Annotated in this window: 14 protein-coding genes and 1 tRNA gene; 7 read left to right on the top strand and 8 right to left on the bottom strand. The window is 58.0% G+C overall.

Annotated elements, in window-relative coordinates; translation table 11 throughout:
• Positions 1–185: 185 nt before the first annotated feature.
• Complete coding sequence (locus WEU32_RS10475; protein WP_406851850.1) at positions 186–824, bottom strand: GntR family transcriptional regulator; 639 nt, start codon at positions 822–824, stop codon at positions 186–188.
• Between the two features lie 92 nt (positions 825–916).
• Here WEU32_RS10475 and WEU32_RS10480 point away from each other — a divergent pair, with 92 nt between their 5' ends.
• Positions 917–3,562, top strand: a complete 2,646-nt coding sequence (locus WEU32_RS10480; protein ID WP_406851851.1) for a TonB-dependent receptor plug domain-containing protein — start codon at positions 917–919, stop codon at positions 3,560–3,562.
• A gap of 99 nt (positions 3,563–3,661) precedes the next feature.
• Here WEU32_RS10480 and WEU32_RS10485 read toward each other — a convergent pair whose 3' ends face one another.
• Positions 3,662–5,953 carry a S9 family peptidase gene (locus WEU32_RS10485; protein WP_406851852.1) on the bottom strand — a complete coding sequence of 764 codons (2,292 nt, stop codon included), beginning with the start codon at positions 5,951–5,953 and terminating at the stop codon, positions 3,662–3,664.
• A 521-nt stretch (positions 5,954–6,474) separates the two neighbouring features.
• Between WEU32_RS10485 and WEU32_RS10490 the strand changes: the two genes are divergently transcribed.
• The 4 genes from WEU32_RS10490 to WEU32_RS10505 all read left to right on the top strand — a co-directional run bounded on the left by WEU32_RS10490 (position 6,475) and on the right by WEU32_RS10505 (position 9,562).
• On the top strand, positions 6,475–8,097 hold the full coding sequence (locus WEU32_RS10490) for a sodium:solute symporter family protein (RefSeq protein WP_406851853.1): 1,623 nt from the start codon (positions 6,475–6,477) through the stop codon (positions 8,095–8,097).
• A 17-nt stretch (positions 8,098–8,114) separates the two neighbouring features.
• Entirely contained in the window at positions 8,115–8,246 is a 132-nt protein-coding gene (locus WEU32_RS10495; RefSeq protein WP_312812446.1) for a putative transporter small subunit, read from the top strand.
• A 163-nt stretch (positions 8,247–8,409) separates the two neighbouring features.
• Entirely contained in the window at positions 8,410–9,228 is an 819-nt protein-coding gene (locus WEU32_RS10500) for a ferredoxin--NADP reductase (protein WP_312136439.1), read from the top strand.
• The gene (locus WEU32_RS10505) at positions 9,200–9,562 is read left to right on the top strand and encodes a chorismate mutase (protein WP_312812442.1); all 363 of its coding nucleotides are present in this window, start codon (positions 9,200–9,202) and stop codon (positions 9,560–9,562) included. Before WEU32_RS10500 ends, WEU32_RS10505 begins: the two co-directional genes overlap by 29 nt.
• Positions 9,563–9,632: 70 nt before the next feature.
• On the opposite strand, the gene WEU32_RS10510 is transcribed toward WEU32_RS10505, so the two are convergent.
• Both WEU32_RS10510 and WEU32_RS10515 read right to left on the bottom strand, forming a co-directional pair.
• Positions 9,633–9,986: an Hpt domain-containing protein gene (locus WEU32_RS10510; protein ID WP_406851854.1), complete on the bottom strand. Its 354-nt coding sequence runs from the start codon at positions 9,984–9,986 to the stop codon at positions 9,633–9,635.
• Positions 9,986–11,395 carry an amino acid permease gene (locus tag WEU32_RS10515; RefSeq protein WP_312136435.1) on the bottom strand — a complete coding sequence of 470 codons (1,410 nt, stop codon included), beginning with the start codon at positions 11,393–11,395 and terminating at the stop codon, positions 9,986–9,988. The genes WEU32_RS10510 and WEU32_RS10515 overlap by 1 nt, the downstream gene beginning before the upstream one ends.
• 189 nt (positions 11,396–11,584) lie before the next feature.
• Between WEU32_RS10515 and WEU32_RS10520 the strand changes: the two genes are divergently transcribed.
• Positions 11,585–11,660, top strand: a tRNA-Lys gene (locus tag WEU32_RS10520).
• Between the two features lie 101 nt (positions 11,661–11,761).
• Here the strand turns inward: WEU32_RS10520 and WEU32_RS10525 are convergent.
• Complete coding sequence (locus WEU32_RS10525; protein ID WP_406851855.1) at positions 11,762–14,248, bottom strand: ATP-binding protein; 2,487 nt, start codon at positions 14,246–14,248, stop codon at positions 11,762–11,764.
• Between the two features lie 690 nt (positions 14,249–14,938).
• Here WEU32_RS10525 and WEU32_RS10530 point away from each other — a divergent pair.
• Positions 14,939–15,352, top strand: coding sequence for a hypothetical protein (locus tag WEU32_RS10530; RefSeq protein ID WP_312136341.1), 414 nt, complete (start codon positions 14,939–14,941; stop codon positions 15,350–15,352).
• A gap of 63 nt (positions 15,353–15,415) precedes the next feature.
• Here the strand turns inward: WEU32_RS10530 and WEU32_RS10535 are convergent, their stop codons facing one another.
• Genes WEU32_RS10535 through WEU32_RS10545 form a run of 3 tightly spaced genes read right to left on the bottom strand, consistent with a single transcriptional unit; the run spans position 15,416 to position 19,694 of the window.
• Positions 15,416–16,321, bottom strand: coding sequence for a hypothetical protein (locus tag WEU32_RS10535; protein WP_312136340.1), 906 nt, complete (start codon positions 16,319–16,321; stop codon positions 15,416–15,418).
• A 17-nt stretch (positions 16,322–16,338) separates the two neighbouring features.
• Positions 16,339–18,864 carry a hypothetical protein gene (locus tag WEU32_RS10540; RefSeq protein ID WP_406851856.1) on the bottom strand — a complete coding sequence of 842 codons (2,526 nt, stop codon included), beginning with the start codon at positions 18,862–18,864 and terminating at the stop codon, positions 16,339–16,341.
• Positions 18,861–19,694, bottom strand: coding sequence for a hypothetical protein (locus WEU32_RS10545; protein WP_406851857.1), 834 nt, complete (start codon positions 19,692–19,694; stop codon positions 18,861–18,863). The genes WEU32_RS10540 and WEU32_RS10545 overlap by 4 nt, the downstream gene beginning before the upstream one ends.
• Between the last annotated feature and the right edge of the window lie 84 nt (positions 19,695–19,778).

A 19,778-nucleotide genomic window follows, 5' to 3' on the forward strand; every position in this document is an offset into this window, starting at 1 on the left:
ACAGTATATTGCTGGTTGGCATAAGCAGACATGACCCATATGAGCAGCAAAGTGGAAGCCGTGCCGCCTGAAAGAAAAGGCCTCGTAAAACGCCTGCTCTATCAATGACTTGTAGCCATCAAGATGCAGCATCTATCTTTAAGCGGGTGGGGATTTATAGCTTGCCATGAATGGACAAGATTGAGTCAGCCTCTCGCGACCTGCATTTGCGACGGGTATCGTTCACCGGCCCAGATGTGGTTTTCCAACAGGTTTACAGCGGCGTCGATGTCGCCCCCGCAAAGGGCATCATAGATGCGCTGGTGATCGTGGTTCGAACGCGGCTTCCAGTCATCCGAGCGCATCTTGGCAAACACCTGACGCGAGAAGGCGATGTTCAGATCCGCCACTGTCGAGACCAGACGCGGCATCAATGACAACTCGGCCAAGGCTGTATGAAAGGCGCGATTGGCGGCTTCCCATGCGATCAGATCAGCCGCTTCGTCGCCCGCTTTCAGTGCTTCGCGAACCTTGGCCAACTGGCGTGTATTGGGCCGCCCCTTTTGGATTCGCAAAGCCATAACTTCCAGAGCGCCGCGCATACGCACAATCTCCAGCGCATCATGGCTTTCCAGAGGGGCCACCCTCACGCCGCGACGCGGTTCACTGATAGCCAGCCGCCGTATCTCCAGACGCAGGAAGGCTTCGCGGATCGGCACATGACTGGTGCTGAACTCATGCGCGAACTCCTCCTGCCGCAGACGCTCGCCAGCCTTCAGCTGGCCGATAATTATACGGTGGGTCAATTCGTCAGCGACCTTTTCCGCCAGAGTAGGTTCGCGCATTATCAATAATCTATGGCGTTTCTGAGTGACATGACACGCCCAATGCGGCAACGGGCACGTCAATGTCAAAGTGCTTTTGGATTTTATCGATAATGTTCGCGCGCAAAACCAAAACGACCATCTGTGCAGGTGCCGCATTGTCAGCCCTGTTTCTGCCATCCGCCGTCATGGCCAAGGCCGGTGATGACCAGATTGTCCGCACACAGGTTGATGATATTGTCGTAACCGGTTCGCGTCTGGCCGGTGCCGCGCGCATGACCACAGTCGAGAACCTGAACCAGAGCCAGCTTCAGGCTGCGGGCATATCCGACCTGTCACAAATTACCCGTCTGGTCGGGGCCAATTCCGGCTCTGAAAACCTGATCGACCAGATGAACAACCCCCAAAGCTCGGGCACAGCCCAGTTCAACCTGCGCAACCTCGGCCTTGGAGCAACTCTGGTTCTGGTGGATGGCCAGCGCTGGACCAACAGCGCCGTGGTGGCCACCGATGGGTCGGCCTTTGTCGATATCAACTCCCTGATCCCCAACATCGCACTGGAACGGGTCGAGGTGGTCAAGGACGGCGCCTCGGCCATCTATGGCTCTGATGCCGTGGCCGGCGCGGTCAACTTCATCACCCGCCGCGACGTGACCGCCCCAGAAATGCGCGCCAAATACGCCTTTACCGATGGCTCGGATGAAAGCGTGATCGAGGCCATCGGCAGTCTGGACCTGCTGAATGGAAGCCTGACACTAGCGGCATCGCATTTTCACCGTTCGGCGCTTGGCTCGGATGAGCGCGACTTTACTCAGGCCGAACGCTATGGCCGCGCCGCATGGACCGCCGTCACCAGCTATGGCCAGCCGGGTTCCTATTTCCGTCCGTCCACCAATGCCTATGTAGCCGATGCCGATTGCGACAATCCTGTCTTTGTCGGCTCTTACCGCAACGGCCCGTCGGACAGCTTTTGCCGTCTGGACTATTCGGACTTCTTTGACCTGACGCCCGAAGAAACCCGCACACAGTTGTTTGCCGACTATCGCAAGACAATGGGCGATACAGATGTATGGGCGCAAGCATCGTGGGCCTCTACCTTTACCCGTGCCCGCCAGTCCCCTTCCCTACCCATCCTGTCGCGTACACTGGTTATCGGTCAGGACCATCCCGATAACCCCTATGGCGAGGACGTGCTGTTCCGTGGTCGCCTAAAGGGCGGAGCCTCGGGCGCATCGGCGGCCGAGTTCGACTATGAGACATGGCGCATTGCCGGTGGCGCAGACGGCAAGCTGAACGACGACTGGAACTGGTCGTTCTCTGCCACCGCCAGCCGTCAGGACGTAGACTACAGCAAACCGGACGTGGTCGGCACCGCCCTGCAAAATGCCCTGAACGGCTTTGGCGGCGCGGGTTGCGATATCGCCACGGGCACCGCAGGGGTCGGCCCCTGCCAGTATTATAACCCGTTCGGCAGCGCCCTGACCGGCACCGGTACGGCCAACAGCCACGCCCTGATCGACAGCCTAACCGGCTGGACACGCCTTCACGGCAGTGCAGACCTGTTTACTGTAGACACCCAGATCGACGGGCGCATTCACGAATGGGATGGCGGCAGCCTCGATCTGGCGGCAGGCCTGCAATACCGTCGCAGCGGTTTCAGCCATGACTGGAGCGATCAGGTTAACTCTGGCGACCTGCTGACCGCAGGCTTTGCACCCGACTTTGACGGCACTCAGGACACCTATGCCGCCTTTGCCGAGGCGCGTCTGCTGCTGGGTCAGAATATCGAGGCGCAACTGGCCGCCCGTTACGAGACCTATGACGGGTCTTCAGGCAAGCTTAGCCCCAAGCTGGCGATCCGATGGGATGCCACTGATACCTTGGCCCTGCGCGGTTCATGGGGACGCGGCTATCGCGCTCCGTCAGTCTATACCACCCGTGGCGCACAGGCCGCCCAGCCCTCCGTTCTGGATCGCGGCAGCTATGTCTTTGTGAACACCCTGACCTCGGGCAATCCTGACCTCGAGCCGGAAACCTCCGAACACATCAGCCTCGGCGCGATCTGGAAACCCGTTCGCGGCCTTGAACTGTCGGTCGATGCATGGCGATTCGACTACAGCAACCTTGTCATCAAGGAGGCCCCGCAGCCGATCATCAATCAGGCCGCCGCCGACGATGCCGCTGGCCTGATCGGCACCGAAGCCCAAAAGCGTGTCACCCGCTCAAGCAGTGGCAGCATCAGCATGGTGCAGCTGTATTTCATCAATGCCTCGTCGATTGAAACCTCGGGTCTTGATCTGTCGGCGCGTTACAGTCGCCCGCTGCTGGACGGCACCGTCTCGGCCAGCGCCACATGGACACTGGTGGACCAGTACGACATCCGCGTGGACGGTCGCGGCCCGTCGGTGTCGGGTGTCGGCTCGACTAACCTGAACACGCTGGGCCGCTCATTGCCGGAAAACAGGGGCGAGTTTGGCCTCTCGTGGCAGAATGATCGCCACAGCCTGACCGGCCTTGTCCACTATACCAGCGGCTATAATAATGACCGCGCCGGTATCACCGACACCACCATCGCCAGCCAGACCACCGCCGACATCTATTACGGCTATAATGTCAGCGACACACTGGAACTGGGCGTCGGCGTTGTGAACATCGCCGACAAGGCCCCTCCTCTGGCCCAGTTCTTCCTCGCCTATGATCCCGTCGCCGCCGACCCACGCGGTCGCGTGGTCAGCCTCCATCTGAGCAAGCGTTTCTAGTCATCACCTCAAAACGTCTTTGGGTGTTACCTATAAGTACGGGGCAGAAACCTGAACGGTCTCTGCCCCGCTTTTTTACGATTATAGTTGCTTCAGACCTTACTGGCCGCTGACATCTGCACGGGTGCCGATGGTGCGGTCGAGGAAGTCCAAATAGGTGCGCCACTGGTGTAGTTGGCGGTCATTGCCGCGAATGCCGTGACGCTGGCCCGGATAGAGCATGGTCTCGAACGGGATGCTCTTTTCCTGCAGCGCATTGAGAACACGGGTGGTGTTCTCGAAGATCACATTGTCATCCGCCATGCCGTGCATCAGCAGCAAACGACCCGTCAGATTATCGAGGCGCGTGTTCACATCCGATGCGGCATAGCCCGCCACATTCGCCTCCGGCGTGGACATATAACGCTCGGTATAAGCGGTGTCGTACAGGCCCCACTCGGTCGGCGGAGCGCCCGAAATGGCAGCGGCCAGACCCATTTCCGGCTCGGTCAGCGCCATCAGGCTCATGAAGCCACCATAGGACCAGCCCATCATGGCGATACGGCTGTCATCCACATAGGGCAGACTGCGCAAATAGTTGGCCCCGATCACCTGATCGGCAATCTCGGGCTGGCCCATCTTGAGGTACAGCGCCTGTTTGAAGGCCGCCGAACGGTCGCCCTCGCCCCGATTGTCCAGACGGAAGACGATATAGCCCGCCTCGGTCAGTAGTTGCGTGGTCGCCGGTTGCCATGCGCGTTTGACGCCACCACCCGACGGGCCGCCATAGACCTGCATCACCACCGGATAGGTCTTGGACGGATCAAAGTTCGGCGGAGTGGTCATCTGCCACACCAGCGTATGGCCGTCGCTTTCCAGCGTACCGAAGGTCGGGTCTTGCTGGCGGTCATTGAACGGCCAGAACGGATGACCGGCTTGCAGCCTGTTCTCTTCAATCCAGCGCACGCGCTTGCCGTCCATCGTATAGAGAGCCGACTGCGACGGGGTGTTCAGGTCCGAATAGTTACCGACATAGGCTGTGCCGGTGCCATTGACCGATGCCGACCACCAGCCCCCGCGCGGGGTAATTTCAGTCGGATTCACGGTGCGCTTTAGCGACGCCTTGAACAGTTGCTGTTCGATCGGCAGTTCACGCCCATCGCGCATGGAGGCGGTAAAGAAGACCTCGCCCGTATCCTGATTGACGCCGTCCAGCGATTTGACGGGATAGTCACCGCGCGTAATGGCGCGGATCTGGCGACCGTCCTTATTGTACAGATACAGGTGGTTCCAGCCGCTTTCCTCGCTGGACCAGATAAAGTTACCGTCCTTCAAGGCTTTGAAGTTGTGGGTCAGCGGCACCCAGGCGTTCGAGGTCTGGCTGGCGATGACACGGCTTTGGCCTGTGGCCGGATTAACGCTGAGCAGATCGAGCGTCTTTTGATCGCGCGACAGACGTTGCACATAGGCAACCGAGCCATCCGAGGCCCAGTTCACACGGCCCAGATAGATGTCTTTATTGGCACCCAGATCGACCTGAACACGGCTGCCCGTAGTCACATCGTGGATGAACAGCTCAACTACGGCATTCGGGCGGCCCGCACGCGGATAGCGTTGCTCGACAACCGAGGCACCGCCACCCGAAATATCCAGACGCGGCACGACATCGACCGTCGATTCATCGGTGCGTTGCAGCGCGATGTATTTTTCGTTCGGGCTCCACCAGTAACCGGTGTCACGGTCCAGCTCTTCCTGAGCGATGAACTCGGCGGTGGCCCAAGTGATCAGGTCCTTGCCTTCGGTGGTGACAGCCTGTTCGGCACCCGTTTCAAGGTTCTGGATGAACAGGTTCTGGTCACGCACAAAGCTGACAAACTGACCCTTGGGCGACACCTTGGCGTCAATTTCATCAGCGGCCGTTTGCGTCAGGCGACGCACCGAACCATCGGCCCGGTTGGCCAGAAACACGTCGCCTTCCAGCGGGGCCAGAATATAGCGGCCCTGCTCGTCCCAGCTGTATTCCACCACGCCGCGCTGCGAAATACGCATACGCTCGCGGCGGGCCTTTTCAGCCTCGGACAGCTCACCGGCGTCCGGCACAAGGGCGCGGGCATCGATCAGCTTGAATGGCTCGCCGCCCGATACGGGCGCGGCCCACAGGTCCAGCACATCCACATCATCCTCGCGCGAGCGCAGGAAGGCCACCAGTTCGCCATCGGGCGACAAGCTGACGCCCCGCGCGACCGGACCGGACAGCGACGGATTGGCGAACACACGCTCGACCGTCAGGATGTTGGAAGCCGGAGCCGTAACGGCCACCGGAGCGGAAGAGTTCTGATGGGGACTCATGGCCATTACCGGTGTTGCAGCGGCTGCCATCAGGATCGTCGAAGCGAGAAGAAATGTGCGCATAAAGGCAAGCTAGAACGGGAAGACTTTGCCGTCACCTCCATTTTGACATTCTCGCGTCACGCACAGATCAACACCAAGTCACCCACAGAACAAAAGCACTTAACGTAATAATATTTATAAATACATGATGATTAAAGTAAAATTTGCCAGAAATATTTTATTTAACATGGAATACACGCATAACGTCTTTAGAATATTTGAAAAATCAAACTCTAAATATATTCAAGTTTGACTCTAATAATTTTATAAAATTCATTGCACAAAAAAGTTATGTCAATTTTCACTCCAGAATGACTATGGTCTGGCTTGTTTCATTCGAAACCATTTAAACGTCATCTTATAGACGCCTTAGCAGCGCTCGTCCCCTGACGGGCGTTTTGCCCATTTGCAGAGACGCCCGCCTCTCTTTGCCATCTACGCGGCAAGTTTCCGGCGTCCGGCACCATGCCCCTGCCTCTCCGTCAGGGCGCAACACGACAGAAGGAGTGCGTACAAGAGTGGATGATTTACAGTTAAACAGTTTGAGCGGTCCGCTAACGCTCGCTCTGCTGGCTCTGTTTTTTGGCGGGACGCTTCTGATATCCATCACCATCCGCCAGAAAAAGGATGATGCCGACGGCTATATGACCGCAGGTCACGGCATCGGTTTCGGGATATCTGCAGCGTCCATGACGGCCACCTGGATCTGGGCCGCATCAATGTATGCGTCAGCAACCTCCGGCTACACTTACGGCATATCTGGTCCCATACATTACGGCTTGTGGGGCGCCTTGATGATCCTGTTCATCTACCCCTATGGTCGCCGTATCCGCGCACTGGCTCCCAATGCCCATACTCTGGCCGAGGTGATGCATGCCCGCCATGGCCGCTCCAGCCAGTTGATGCTGGCAGGATCCAATATCCTGGGAAGCCTTATCAGCCTGACCTCCAACTTTATCGCTGGTGGTGCCCTGATCTCCATGCTGTCGCCCTTCAGCTTCAGCCAAGGCGTCGCCATCATCGCCGCCGGCGTGCTGCTCTATACCTTATGGTCCGGTTTCCGCGCCTCGGTACTGACTGACTTCGTACAGGTCTGCGCCATGCTGGGTGCTGTGGTGGTGATTATTCCCGCCGTATTCTTCGCGGTCGGCGGCCCGCAAGTCTTTACCGAAGGCGCAACACAGGTCACCCCCGAACAGGCTTCCTTCTTCTCGTCCGAAGCCTTCCTCAAACAGGGCGCGCCCTACATCACAGCTGTTCTGGCCTATGCGATCGGCAACCAGACCATCGCCCAGCGCCTGTTTGCAGTGCGCGAGGACTTGATCAAGAAAACCTTCCTGACCGCTACCGTCGGTTATGGTGCCACAATTATCGGCATCGGCATGTTGGGCGTTGTGGCTCTTTATGCCGGTATCCAGCCCATGGACGGCGATCCCAACAACCTGATCCCGCAACTGGCCGCGACCTATCTCGGTCCCGTCTTGCTGGCAGTATTCTTTGTGATGATTATCGGCGCGCTGGCCTCGACAGCTGATTCTGATCTGGCCGCCCTTTCTGCCATCGCCATGACCGACATCTATGGTCGCTCGGGCATGACCACCAATCCCAAGACCATGCTGGTGATCGGTCGCTCGACCATGATCATCGCCACCGCGGCCGGACTGTATTTCGCAGGTGGACGGATGAATATTCTCGACCTTCTGGTACTGGTCGGGGCGCTCTGGGGCGCGCTGGTTTTCCCTGTAATCGCCAGTTTTTACTGGGACCGCGTGACCAACTCGGCCTTTACGCTATCGGTATTGGCGGCTCTGGCTTGCTTCATTCCGGCGCGCTTTGGCTGGATCCCTATGGACGGCTTCATGGCCTATGTGTCGGACATCCTGTCGGTCATCGGCGTAGGCATTGTCGCGGGACTGATGGTATTCGGTTTCTTCGGTCGCCGACCCGCTATTGTTGCAGGCATTCTAGCCAGCGCCATTTCTGCGCCCTTCGTCATTGGCTTCCTGCATGACTTTGCCGTGCTGAGCAGCGCCCTGATTGCCTACGCCGTCAGCACCATCGTCTGTGTCACCCTCACACTGCGCAACAAAACGCGTTTCGATTTCAGCCTCATCAAGGCCCGAACCGACGATTTTGAACCCGCTGCAAAACTACCAGCCGAATAACCTTAAGGAGACTGTTTATGGGTACACTAGGTCTCACCGCCTATATTCTTATGTGGCCGGCTCTGGTGGCCATTGTGCTGATCATTTTGGTCAAGGCCTTCCTCTCAGACTGGATCACTGCCCGTCGCGAAGGTCGCCGGATAATCTGACCCACAACTGCAGAACAAAGGCCCGTACCGACAGTCCGGTGCGGGCCTTTGCTGTTCTCAATAACATCAAATTCTCATCCATCCTTACATTCCAAAGCCAGTTCTCCGCAGAGAATGTCGCAGCGGGCTTTCGCTTGGCGTTTCGACCGCCTAGTTAGAGGCCATGACCGACGCCTCCCCTGTTAATACTGCACCGGCTAAGCCCAGCCCCTTCCACGAACTGGAAGTGCTGTGGGTGCGCCACTGGACCGACCAACTGTTCAGCTTTGGTGTGAAACGCCCCGAGGATTTTCGTTTCCGTTCGGGTGAATTCGTCATGATCGGCCTGCCCGGCGAAGACGGCGCCAAACCGGTCCTGCGCGCCTATTCCATCGCCAGCCCGTTCTGGGCCGAAGAACTGGAGTTCTTCTCGATCAAGGTGCCGGATGGTCCGCTGACCTCGCGCCTGCAAAAGATCGTCGCCGGCGACACCGTTCTGATGGGCAAGAAGCCGACCGGCACGCTGGTTCTGGATGCCCTGACGGGTGGAGAGCGTCTTTGGCTGATCGGCACAGGCACCGGCCTAGCGCCGTGGCTGTCGGTCGCGCGCGAGCCGGAAACCTATTCGCGCTTTAAAGAAGTGATTGTCTGCCACACTGTGCGCAATGTGCAGGATCTGGCCTATCGCGACTTCTTCACCAAGGGCATCCACGAGGACCCGCTGATCGGTGACGAGGCCAAGGCGCAACTGAAATACTATCCCACTGTCACCCGCGAGCGTTTCGAAACGCCGGGCCGGATTACCGACCGCATCAAGTCGGGCGACCTGTTTGCCGACCTGCAACTGCCGATCGGTTTCTCGCCCAATACCGACCGCGTGATGCTGTGCGGTTCGATGGCCATGATCAAGGAAACGGCTGAACTGCTGGAATCCTATGGCATGAAGGAAGGCTCTAATGCAGAGCCGGGTGACTATGTTCTGGAGCGTGCCTTTGTCGGCTGATGTGACTTCCCCTTCTTCGGTCGCGATTGATGCGCGTCCTGCGCCCGAGGCGTGCGAAACCATGATCGACGTCCGCAAGGGCGTGGATGCACTGGACCGCGCTCTGGTGACCCTGCTGGCCGAGCGCCAGCGCTATATGCACGCCGCCGCCCGCATCAAGCCGAACCGCGAGGCCGTGTTCGATCAAGCGCGTATCGACGATGTGGTGGCCAAGGTGCTGGTCGCTGCCGAGCCTGCGGGTCTGTCGGCCGATATCGCAGAACCCGTCTGGCGTCTGCTGATCGACCGCTGCATCGCGCACGAGTTTTCCGTATGGGACAAGACGCGGGTCTGATCCAGTAGATCAGCGGATATGAAAAAGGCGGGCCATAACGGCCCGCCTTTTATTTTGTCATCGAGACTTGTTAGCCCTTCAGCCCTTTGAGCATCAGCTCGTGGCGATAGGCAGCCACATCCGCCAATGCCCGGTCCAGCGCATCGCGCACACGAAGCAGTGCCCCCTCAGACACCGCTTCGTCCGCCTCTTCGGCCTCGGCACAGGCGGCGGCCAGATCGCCCGCCCCTATGCCGCCCGCCGCACCGCGCAGGGTGTGCGCGGCGTCGCGCCAACCGGATTCGGCCGTGGTCAACATCGGCGACCAGATACCGGCCTGTTGCACGAACAGGCCCAGTATCTCTTCACTGACATCATCCATGTCTGCGGTGGCGGCCTCAAGGACCGAGAAATCCACCGCTCCGGTCAAGTCGCGACGCGCCATCAGGCTGCCTCTTCCTCGCCCTTGGCCAGACGCGAGTTGCGTGACGACCAGGCCAGATAGACAACCAGACCCAGCACGTTCCAAAGCACGAACCAGATTTGTGTCGTCGCCTTGAGGCTGGTCATAAAGAAGATGCAACCCACAATGGTGATGACACCCACGACCGGCCACAGCGGTGCCTTGAACTTACGCTCGCGGTTCGGTTCGCGGATACGCAGCACGATCAGGCTCAAACCCACCGCCGAGAAGGCCGTCAGCGTGCCGGCATTGGCCAGCGAAGCCAGCTCATCCAGACGCATCACACCCGCCAGGAAGGCCACCACAATGGCCGTGAACACGGTCACGATGACCGGAACGCCACGGTTAGAGATTTTGGCCAGACCTTGCGGCAGAAGACCGTCACGCGCCATACCGAGGAAGATACGCGACTGGCCAAACAGGAAGGCCAGCAACACGGTCGGCAGAGCCACAACGGCAGCAGCGCCAATCCACTTGGCCGCAGCGCCCTGACCCAGTTCACGCAGGATCAGCGCCAGAGGCTCGGGGCTATCGGCGAAGCTGGCAACCGGAGCCGCACCAATGGCCGATGCAGCCACTAGAATGTAGACCACCGTACAGATCAGCATCGAACCTACGATACCGATCGCCAGATCACGCTCTGGCTTCTTGGTGTCTTCGGCAGCCGTCGCAATGGCATCAAAGCCGTAGAAGGCAAAGAAGATAATCGAGGCCGCAGCCATCACACCCGTCTGCACGAAGGGTGCACCAAAACCGTTCGGCATGAACGGGGTGAAGTTGGCCGAATCGAAATGCGGCAGCGACAGAGCCACAAACAGGATCAGGGCCGCGATCTTCACGACCACCAGAACCGCGTTCAGCGTGGCGCTTTCCTTGGTTCCCAGCAGCAGCATACCCGTCACAACAGCAATAATGCCCACTGCCGGAAGGTTGACCATACCGCCGTCAACGTGCGGACCAGCCAGCAAAGCCATCGGCACGCCCCACTCCTGCAGGAACGGCGCGGCATAACCGGCCCAACCCACAGCAACAGCCGAAACGACCAGCGAATATTCAAGGATCAGCGACCAGCCGACGATCCACGCCAGAAGCTCGCCCAGCGCCACATAGGAATAGCTATAGGCACTGCCCGATGCAGGCATAATGGTCGACAGTTCGGCATAGGCCAGTGCCGCACAGGCACAAACCAGACCCGCCAGACCAAAACTAATCAAAACGGCCGGACCTGCCAGACCAGCCCCGACGCCGATCAGGGTTAGAATGCCGGTGCCGACAATGGCCCCGACGCCCAGAGCCATTAGATGCGGCCAGCTCAGCGTCTTCTTAAGCGCCGGTCCTGACTGCGGTGCCAGCATGGCATCGATTGAACGGCGTCTGTTCCAAAAAGCCATACGTCCCTCCCCAAAACTCTATTAAACTCCGAAAGACCTTCGGTATCACCATATTGATCGAAGAAAAAACGCTTTTGAGAAATTAAACACTTGCACCCTTCGGGGGGCGTGCGTATTAAGCCGCCCTCGCTGCGACGCAATGCTTCGCTTCGAGAGCCGGAGCCCAACCAAAGGCTCATACGACGGTACGGGTGATTAGCTCAGTTGGTAGAGCAGCTGACTCTTAATCAGCGGGTCCACGGTTCGAGCCCGTGATCACCCACCATCGTTTCTCTTGATACTTCAAGAAATCCGACTGCATCGGTTGTAGATGCAGTGTCATGCGGGTGGCTTTTTCCAAATCGTCCGACGACGTCTCTATCAGCCTTAATCCAGGGCGATATTCATAATATCTATGTCTTTGGGCTGATCCTGACGCGCGCGAATTTTCATGGCGCTGTGCATAGCCCCCAGCAACTGTTCCAAAACGATGGGCTTGGCGACATAGCCATCGGCCCCCGCCTCGATGGCACGTTTGCGATCATCGGCACTGTCATTGGCAGAACAGACAACGATGGCGGCAGGTGATGCGCCTTTCGCCTGTTCCGACATACGGATTCGACGTACCGCTTCCAGACCGTCCATGACAGGCATCTGCACATCCATCAGGATCACATCATAGGTTCGCTTTGAGGCCGCCTCGAGCGCTTCCAGACCGTTCGTCGCATAGGTCAGACGGTATTCCTTGCCGCTCAGAAGCATGCCGATGATGTTCTGGTTGGTGATATTGTCATCGACAATCAGCACCCTCAGAGTCTGGCTATCGACAGACGCTTCCTCGTCATATCCATCATCTGACCCCGCCAAGGTGACAGCGCGATCCTGCGTTTCGGGCAGGGGCAGGCTGAACCAGAACTGGGCCCCCTCACCCGGTTTGCTGGCAGCATTCAGCCGCCCGCCCATCATCTTGACCAGATTGCTGCTGATCGAAAGGCCCAGCCCCGTGCCCCCAAAACGGTTCGAGATTGTTCCATCGGCCTGACGGTAACGCTCGAAAATATGGCCGTCATTGCCTTCATCAAAGCCGATACCCGTATCGGTCACCACAAACAGGCACTGTTCGTCGGGCATCTTGACAACACTCAGCAGGATACGGCCTTGCGGTGTGAATTTCAGGGCATTGCTGATCAGATTGTTCAGCACTTCACTCAGGCGGATATCATCACCCTTTACCCAGAAACTGTCTCCCAGATCGGTCTGCAGGGACAGTTTCAGGTCGCGCGTTTCGGCCTTTGAACGCCAAAGCGCCGCAACATCGCGAACCAGTTGCGCCAGATCGAAAGGCTGGGTTTCGATGGTCAGCTCGCCCGCCTCCATCTTGGCATTGTCCAGCACATCGGACAGAAGCCGGTCCAGCATCTCGCTGGAGGTTGCGATCAGTCGCACCTTTTCGGCGACATCGCGCGGTAGATTTTCCTTACGCAAGGCATCCGCCATAGCCACCACGCCATTCAGGGGGGTGCGGATTTCGTGGCTGACATCGGCAAAGAATTGGGCGCGTCGAGCATTTTCCTCGCGTTCACGAGCATGTGCTTTTTCCAGTGCCTGCGACATACGTCGCTGTCGCAACAATAACAGGATCAGGCCCGCGATCAGAACCGTCACCGCCCCCATCAACCACCACAGGGTCGCAATCGTTCGGGCGCGCAAAGCATTTTGACGATGCGCTTGCTGAAGCTGCTCGTCGATATCGACAACCACATCTTCCATCACTTCTGCCGATCGCTGGGTCGCCCTGCGATACTGGTTCAGGTGATAGTCTCTCAACGCCTTGATCCCGCGACGGTAATCACCCGCCGCAATCATCACCTCTGCCTCGGCGCGGTGAACGGCCGGCGTGAAGGGCATTTCCTTCGCATCAATACGGCGACGGATTTCGCGAATGTCTTTTTGTGCCAGAGCCAGTTGGCCGGTCCGGGCATAAGCCACAGCACGGCGTGGCAAAATGGATCGCCTTAAAGGCTCAGGCACATCCAGAGAGGATCCGAAAGGTGCATAACATGCCAGAACCGCAGGCCAGTCATCCCGCGTCAGCGCCACATAGCCACACAAACTACCTGCCATAGCCATGCGCATCGGCGTACCCGTGCGCTCGGCCAGTGATTGATAGACCCGCATGGCCTGATAGGCTTCGTCGTACCGGCCCACATAGGCGAGGGTCAGCGACAAATTATAGACAGCCTCATAATCCGGCCACGGATAGCCACTGGCCTGTATGGCGTTTTCTGCCCGCTGCATCGCCTTCAGGTAGCCCGACACATCATGCAATTGGCTGTGGGCCAACGCGATATGGCTCAGCAAGCGCGCCTCGATGCCCCGATCCCCGTGCCGGTTAACCGGCAGATCCCGATAGACATCGCGCAAAAGTGCCAGAGCAGCCGGTGCCTGCTGGTTATCGATCAACAGGCGGGCTTTCAGGATTTGTGCGCGATAACCGGCAATCGTGCCCGCATGTTTTGCAACCAGCCTATCGGCCTCGGCCTCGATGACCGACTTGTCGCGCTGGTGACGGATAACGGCGTCATTGACCTCGGCCAGACCACGATAAACATCATCGCCGCCCTGAATGGCCAATTGGCGCAGACGGGCATTCCACAGGCTGGCAGCCTCGTAGTCGCCCTGCTCGCTCATCATCACGGTCAGGTGCTGGAGGCGTCCCATATTATCGGGCGTTGCGCGCGACATGGCCGCAAGGCCGTATTGTTCTAGCGCCGCCAGATCGGTCGCCATCGCCCGCTGTCTTACAGCCAAGGCATAATCCAGCGCAGACGAATCCTTGCCCCGAATGGCCGCCGGTCCGCTTAAAGGCGTCATAGCGCCTATCGGAACTGCAGAACTGTGGGTCGCTGATACCAGTAATACAGCCGTCGCAAGGACAACTACCCTGCTCAAGACATCGGCGCGGAACATGGAACCTACCACTTAGACTTGTGCCTCAGTGTGCGATCCCGTCGCCAAGGTCAACGCTTGGCCATGATTTTACATGCCTGTTCCCATCGCCGAACGGCTTCTTTCAGTACGATTTCAAGCTTGGCAGGTCACAGGCAAACAATGTGCCTGCGCTCCACCCATCAACAGGGCAGGCAAAGTCCCCTCAAAGCCTGTGACAGAGACGGAACGCGTCCCCCTCATCAACGGGCAGGAAATGCCCCGCGACGCAGCCAGTTCGTGAACAGACGGAATAACAGGCTCCCCTCGCGCGTATGGATAACGCGACGCGCGTGACGGCCCTTACCTTTGAAAACCTGTAGCGGCACGATGCGGCCTCCCCCTCGAATCAAGCAACCCATGCTGAAGCTTTGTTGGGAGAATAGGAAGATCATGGTTAATCGGTTTTAAATATTTCACAATCGCCCACCGATCTCATTGATCTAGGTTAAGGCGTTGTTGACCCTAAGCTTTAAAAGAGCGCTAAGCGTGTCTGATCGCCTCAGATTAACCGCTGCCGGCTAGAACAGACACAACGATTGCATGACGAGAAGCGTCATTAAGAGGTCTGTAACCATGAAGAGTTTCGCTTTAGCCGCCGTATCGATGGCTGTGGCCCTCATGGCCATGCCAGCCACAGTCCAAGCCAAGGACACCGCCAGTGGCAATTTCCGCGTTCGCGCGCGCGTTCCTGTATCCTGCTGGGTGCGTCCGGACCGCACAGTGACCGCCGCAGAAGGGGCAACCGGTGCTGTCATCGAGGCTTGCAACAATCCGGGGGGCTACACCGTCAGTGCCCAGTACCGTCAGCTTGGCAACGGTGAGAGCGCCCGCATGATTTACAACGATCAGGCCGTCGAGCTTTCCTCTAGCGGCCAACAGGTTCTGCGCCAGTCGAACATGGCCACCATCCGCACGGTTTCCTACCAGTTCCAGAATGTAAATCTGGAACAACCGTTGATCTTGGCCCTGACGATCCAGCCGATCTGATTAACGATCAAACTAAAAAACGCCCCGCCTTTTGGACGGGGCGTTTTTGTTTGCGCCAACGATTTAAATCGCCGTCACAGTAAAACGAAGAGTGTCCCGATAGCGACCGGCTGGCTTGCCACCAATATCGCGCACATCAATACGCAGCGGATAATCATCGACGCGGGCGCGCGCTTCACGACTGGTCATGATGTGCGGGTTGCCGAGATTGATTTCCGTCCCCCCCAGACGCAGACCATAGGGAATGCCCCAACCCGGTTGCTCATGCAGCAACTGGCCACGATTGTCGGACGTGACCGTCACCTGATAACCGCTGCTGGCGCGGACATAGACCTTGGCATTCAGCGGTACCACGCCGTTCTGGGTCAAATCCCCCAGATTAAGCGTCGGTGTACCGTTCACACGCGTGAACTCTCCGGCCAGACCGATAATCAGCGACGGGGCCACCTCGAACACCAGAGTCACATCTGTGGCCGCATGGATTTCGCCATTGGGCATACGGAACTGGATTGTCACGGTCTGAGTATAGCGACCGGCGGTGATATCTGCCGGAGGGATAACCGTAAAAGCAATACGTCCGGTCGCGGTGCTTCCGGCTCGAATCTGAGTGTTACGACCCACCAGATTGTCCGAAGTGCCCGGTGTTAGATCATTCCGGTTGGATTCATCACGCAAATTATAGGGCACAGTCTGGGCGCTGGTCCGGCTTTCCAGTTCGCGCTTATTGCCCACTGATGTGACTTCCAGACGCCCCACGCAGGGCGTTCTGCCTGCATTCGAGAACTGGATTTCGAACGGAGAAAACAACTGGTTGTCCCCGAACGGGTCATGACGGATCACCCATTGTGACTGGGTGGTCATCGTCAGTTCGCATTTATCCTGAGCCACAGCTTGCGGAGCCCACAGGGCCAGACCTGCCACAACAGCAAGGGCCGCGATTATCTTTCGGCGTAAAGCGGAGCGGATCATTGTGTCGGACCCTCCTGTCATTGCTCGGTAACGATCATGGGTAAGGAAACTGTCTGGAGATCCAGAAGCCCCTCATTGTCTTCCGGCACCTTGAACTGGAAACCCTGCGCCGGTGAGGTGAACAACTCCACCCGATAATTATGGCCCGGCTTCAGTTTCTGGATCGCGAAACGGCCCACCGAGTTTGTAAAGAAGATTTCAGGCTCGGCATCCGGTTCGTCGACCGAGAAAATACGGCCTGACATCAGACTGGCTGGAATACCGCCCTGCCCCACCAGCCGCCCCATGGCCGAGACAAAGGCATCACTGCCCGCCACAATGACATAGCCACTGCGATAGGCCGGACGAACCCGCTTGATGCCGTCGCCAATGTCATAGCCCGCTGGAACATCGATCACATCATAGCGGATCGACTGGTTCACGTAGGAGCTTAGATTATTGGCCAAAGCCGGTCCCAAAGCCCCGCTGCGCGAATTATAACGGCCACCTTCCAGACTATCGCCGACAATGACATCGCGTCCGCCAAGGGATTTATGCGCATCGACAACGGCGAAGCTGTCATAGATGCGGCGACCAACCGCGAACTTGCCACCCGTAAAGGCCAGCGAAGAGCCGACACTGAGAGATGTGACCTGCTGGTCGGTGACGCGGCTGAAATCCTGACCGAACGAAGAATGGGTCAAGGCCCCGTCAAAACGGTTACCGACATAATCGACCTGCGCCGACAAGGTTGCGGGACCATCATCATAGGTGGATGCCAGCGAATAGCCCAAGGCTCCCACGCGGTTCTCGCCAGACTGTTGGAAACGCACGGAGCCTGAGTTGCGGGCCGAATTATAGCGCGCCTCGCCACGACGATCGAAACGCGGCGTCCAGATCAGGGCAAAGGTGACGCCAAAGCCTTCGGAATTACTGGCAAACGGCAACCCGTAGTCCGCATACTCCACACCCACCTGTACGCCCCAGACCGGAGTGAAATTATAAGTGGTGTAGGCGTTGACGTTATAGGAGTCCTCAAGACCGACATTACGGCTGACACGATAGGCTCCGCTTAGCGACCCCATCCATTGCGGACTGAAGCGACGGGTATAGGCCCCCTGAAGCGACCATTCCGTCGGATTCTGGGCGTTCGGATTCCCGATCGAAGAAAAATCCTCGGATGTATACTCCAACGCCACGGCCCATGAATCATAGACATCGCCACGATCCACAAAGTGGTCATAACCCAGGGCCGCCATAAAGCCCTGACCTTCATCGGCATTGGTGCTGAGCGCCCCGTCCAGACGAAGGCGGCTGCCATTTTGGAGTATGAACTGAGTTTGCCCCGACAAGGTCTGGATGTCTTCGCTGGCCTGAAGCCCCAATCCCAGCGCCGGACGGTTCTCAAACGCCTTGCGCCAATAGCCGCTGAACGCCAACTCGCCATCATTATATTCAGGTGAGCCAAAGGTGCCGCTGCTGGTCATCCCCAGAAAGGCACCGTATTCATAGTCGCCCGGATCCAGATCAATGGCATCCAGATAGGCGCTGTAGTTCAAGGTTTCGGTGCGGCCTAACTGGTCACGGATTTCCAGCTGGATATCGTTGGAACCGGTTTCCAGCGGCAGGTTGGACAGATCATACTGACCGGCATCCAGCTGAAACTCGCGCACGAACACGCCATTGCGCATGACCCGTACCGTCGAGCCTTCCTGCAGGACAACCTGTCGGTTGCCAGACAGCACACTATTGCGGAAGCTCTCGAAACGCTGACGCTGGCGCGCTACACCGATGCCGCCCATCTGCACATAGCTTTGGCGGCCACGGATTTCCGTATCCAGGTCACCCGCCCACCAGCGGCGGAAATTCTCGGGATCATCATAGACCAGACGGGCATACCGGCGGTTGAATTCATATTCGCCCGTCCCAAACGTCTCCTGCCCCTGATAATCGGCTTCAAGAACAACACCGCCCAATCGCACAGCACCGTTCAGGTAAAGGCTGGGGGTCTGCATATCGCTGACATTATGGCGCTTGCTGACACCCACACTGGTGTTCACATAGGCCGAGAAACTTTCCGGTGCCACTCCGTGTTCTTCGGGCTTACCTTCCTGAAACAGGCTTTCGACAGCTCGTTTGGACGGGTCAATCCGCAACACCATCACGGCGAGTTGGGTCGGATCATATTCCAGACGAATACCGCTATTGACGATATCCTCGGGGCTAAAGCTCTCACGGTCGCCAAGAATGGCAGCGATTTCCGCCTGCGCTTCCTCGGTCAGCAACGGATTGATCAGATTTTTGAAACCCGACGAGTAAACGATGAAACGATCGTCCCGCGTCAGCAGAACATCCATTTCACCCAGAACACGCCGGTTGAAGTTCAACGGCACAGTCATGCCGATGTCGCGATCATAGGGATTAATGTTAGGACGTGACGGCGCTTCCTGTCCCGTCACATCCGAAATCATCGCTTCTTCGGCCGTAGCAGGAAACGCGACCGCTATCAGCACAATGGCCGACGCGGCCATGTGCAGACGCGCAGGTTTAGCGGCTCTTCTCATCGCGTGAACCGCACCTTGATAGGCTTGGTGCCATCCAGTTGCGTCTCGGTCGGCAGCTGGAAGGTTCGCTCGCCGCCCAGAGGTTGCAGATAACCCACGCCGACACTTTGCGAAATTTCATCACCGGTATATTGGCGGGTAAAGGGCTGACCGGACGTATCCGTCGCTTCCACGACCCAGTTTGCACCGCTCATCAGGGCATAGCGACGGCCCGTATTACGCACCTTGACCTCGATGCCATGCGTCAGCGGGGCGGCTTCAGCCTCACCCAATTCTGGATCAATTTCAGGGGCCATCGGGGCCACCATCGCAGGCTTGGCCGCGACAAGTTGCACATTGGGCTCGGCCCCCGGAGGGGCAACCACGATAAGCGCCTTCATCGTATAAAGGACCTGGATCGAAGCCGTACCGCCCGTTTCGGAATCCGGGGCTTCGGTCTGAACCGGCAATTGGCGCACCCACAGATAATAGGCTTGCGAAGCAGGCAGCTCTTGAGCACCGACCCACTGGACACGCACGATTTGACGACCACCGACCGGTACCAGCCCTTGCGGCGGGAAAATCAGAAAATCTTCGTCCGCAGGGGTTTCAACCATATTGCCAGTGGCATCCACCTCCATACGGGTCAGCAGGGTCTCGAATGGTAGGGCCGCACTGCCCACATTTCCCACTTCGATACGCGCGGTCGACCCGGCGCCTGACGTTGTCAGTTCCGAAACCATCGGGGAGACACGCATGGCCCATGCCACGGCGGAGATACCCGCAATGCCGATTACCGCTGCAGCAAGACCCGCAGCAAAACGGTTCAGATATTGAATGGCAAACGGCATTTTTGGTCGGTCCCCGGTTCCTCTGATGCCGTATCCGTTTCATTACGGATCAAACAGCACCTAACAGAACGCTATTTTGCAAAC

Origin of the sequence: Brevundimonas sp. BH3 (assembly GCF_045345115.1) — a bacterium.
Taxonomy (GTDB): Bacteria; Pseudomonadota; Alphaproteobacteria; order Caulobacterales; family Caulobacteraceae; genus Brevundimonas.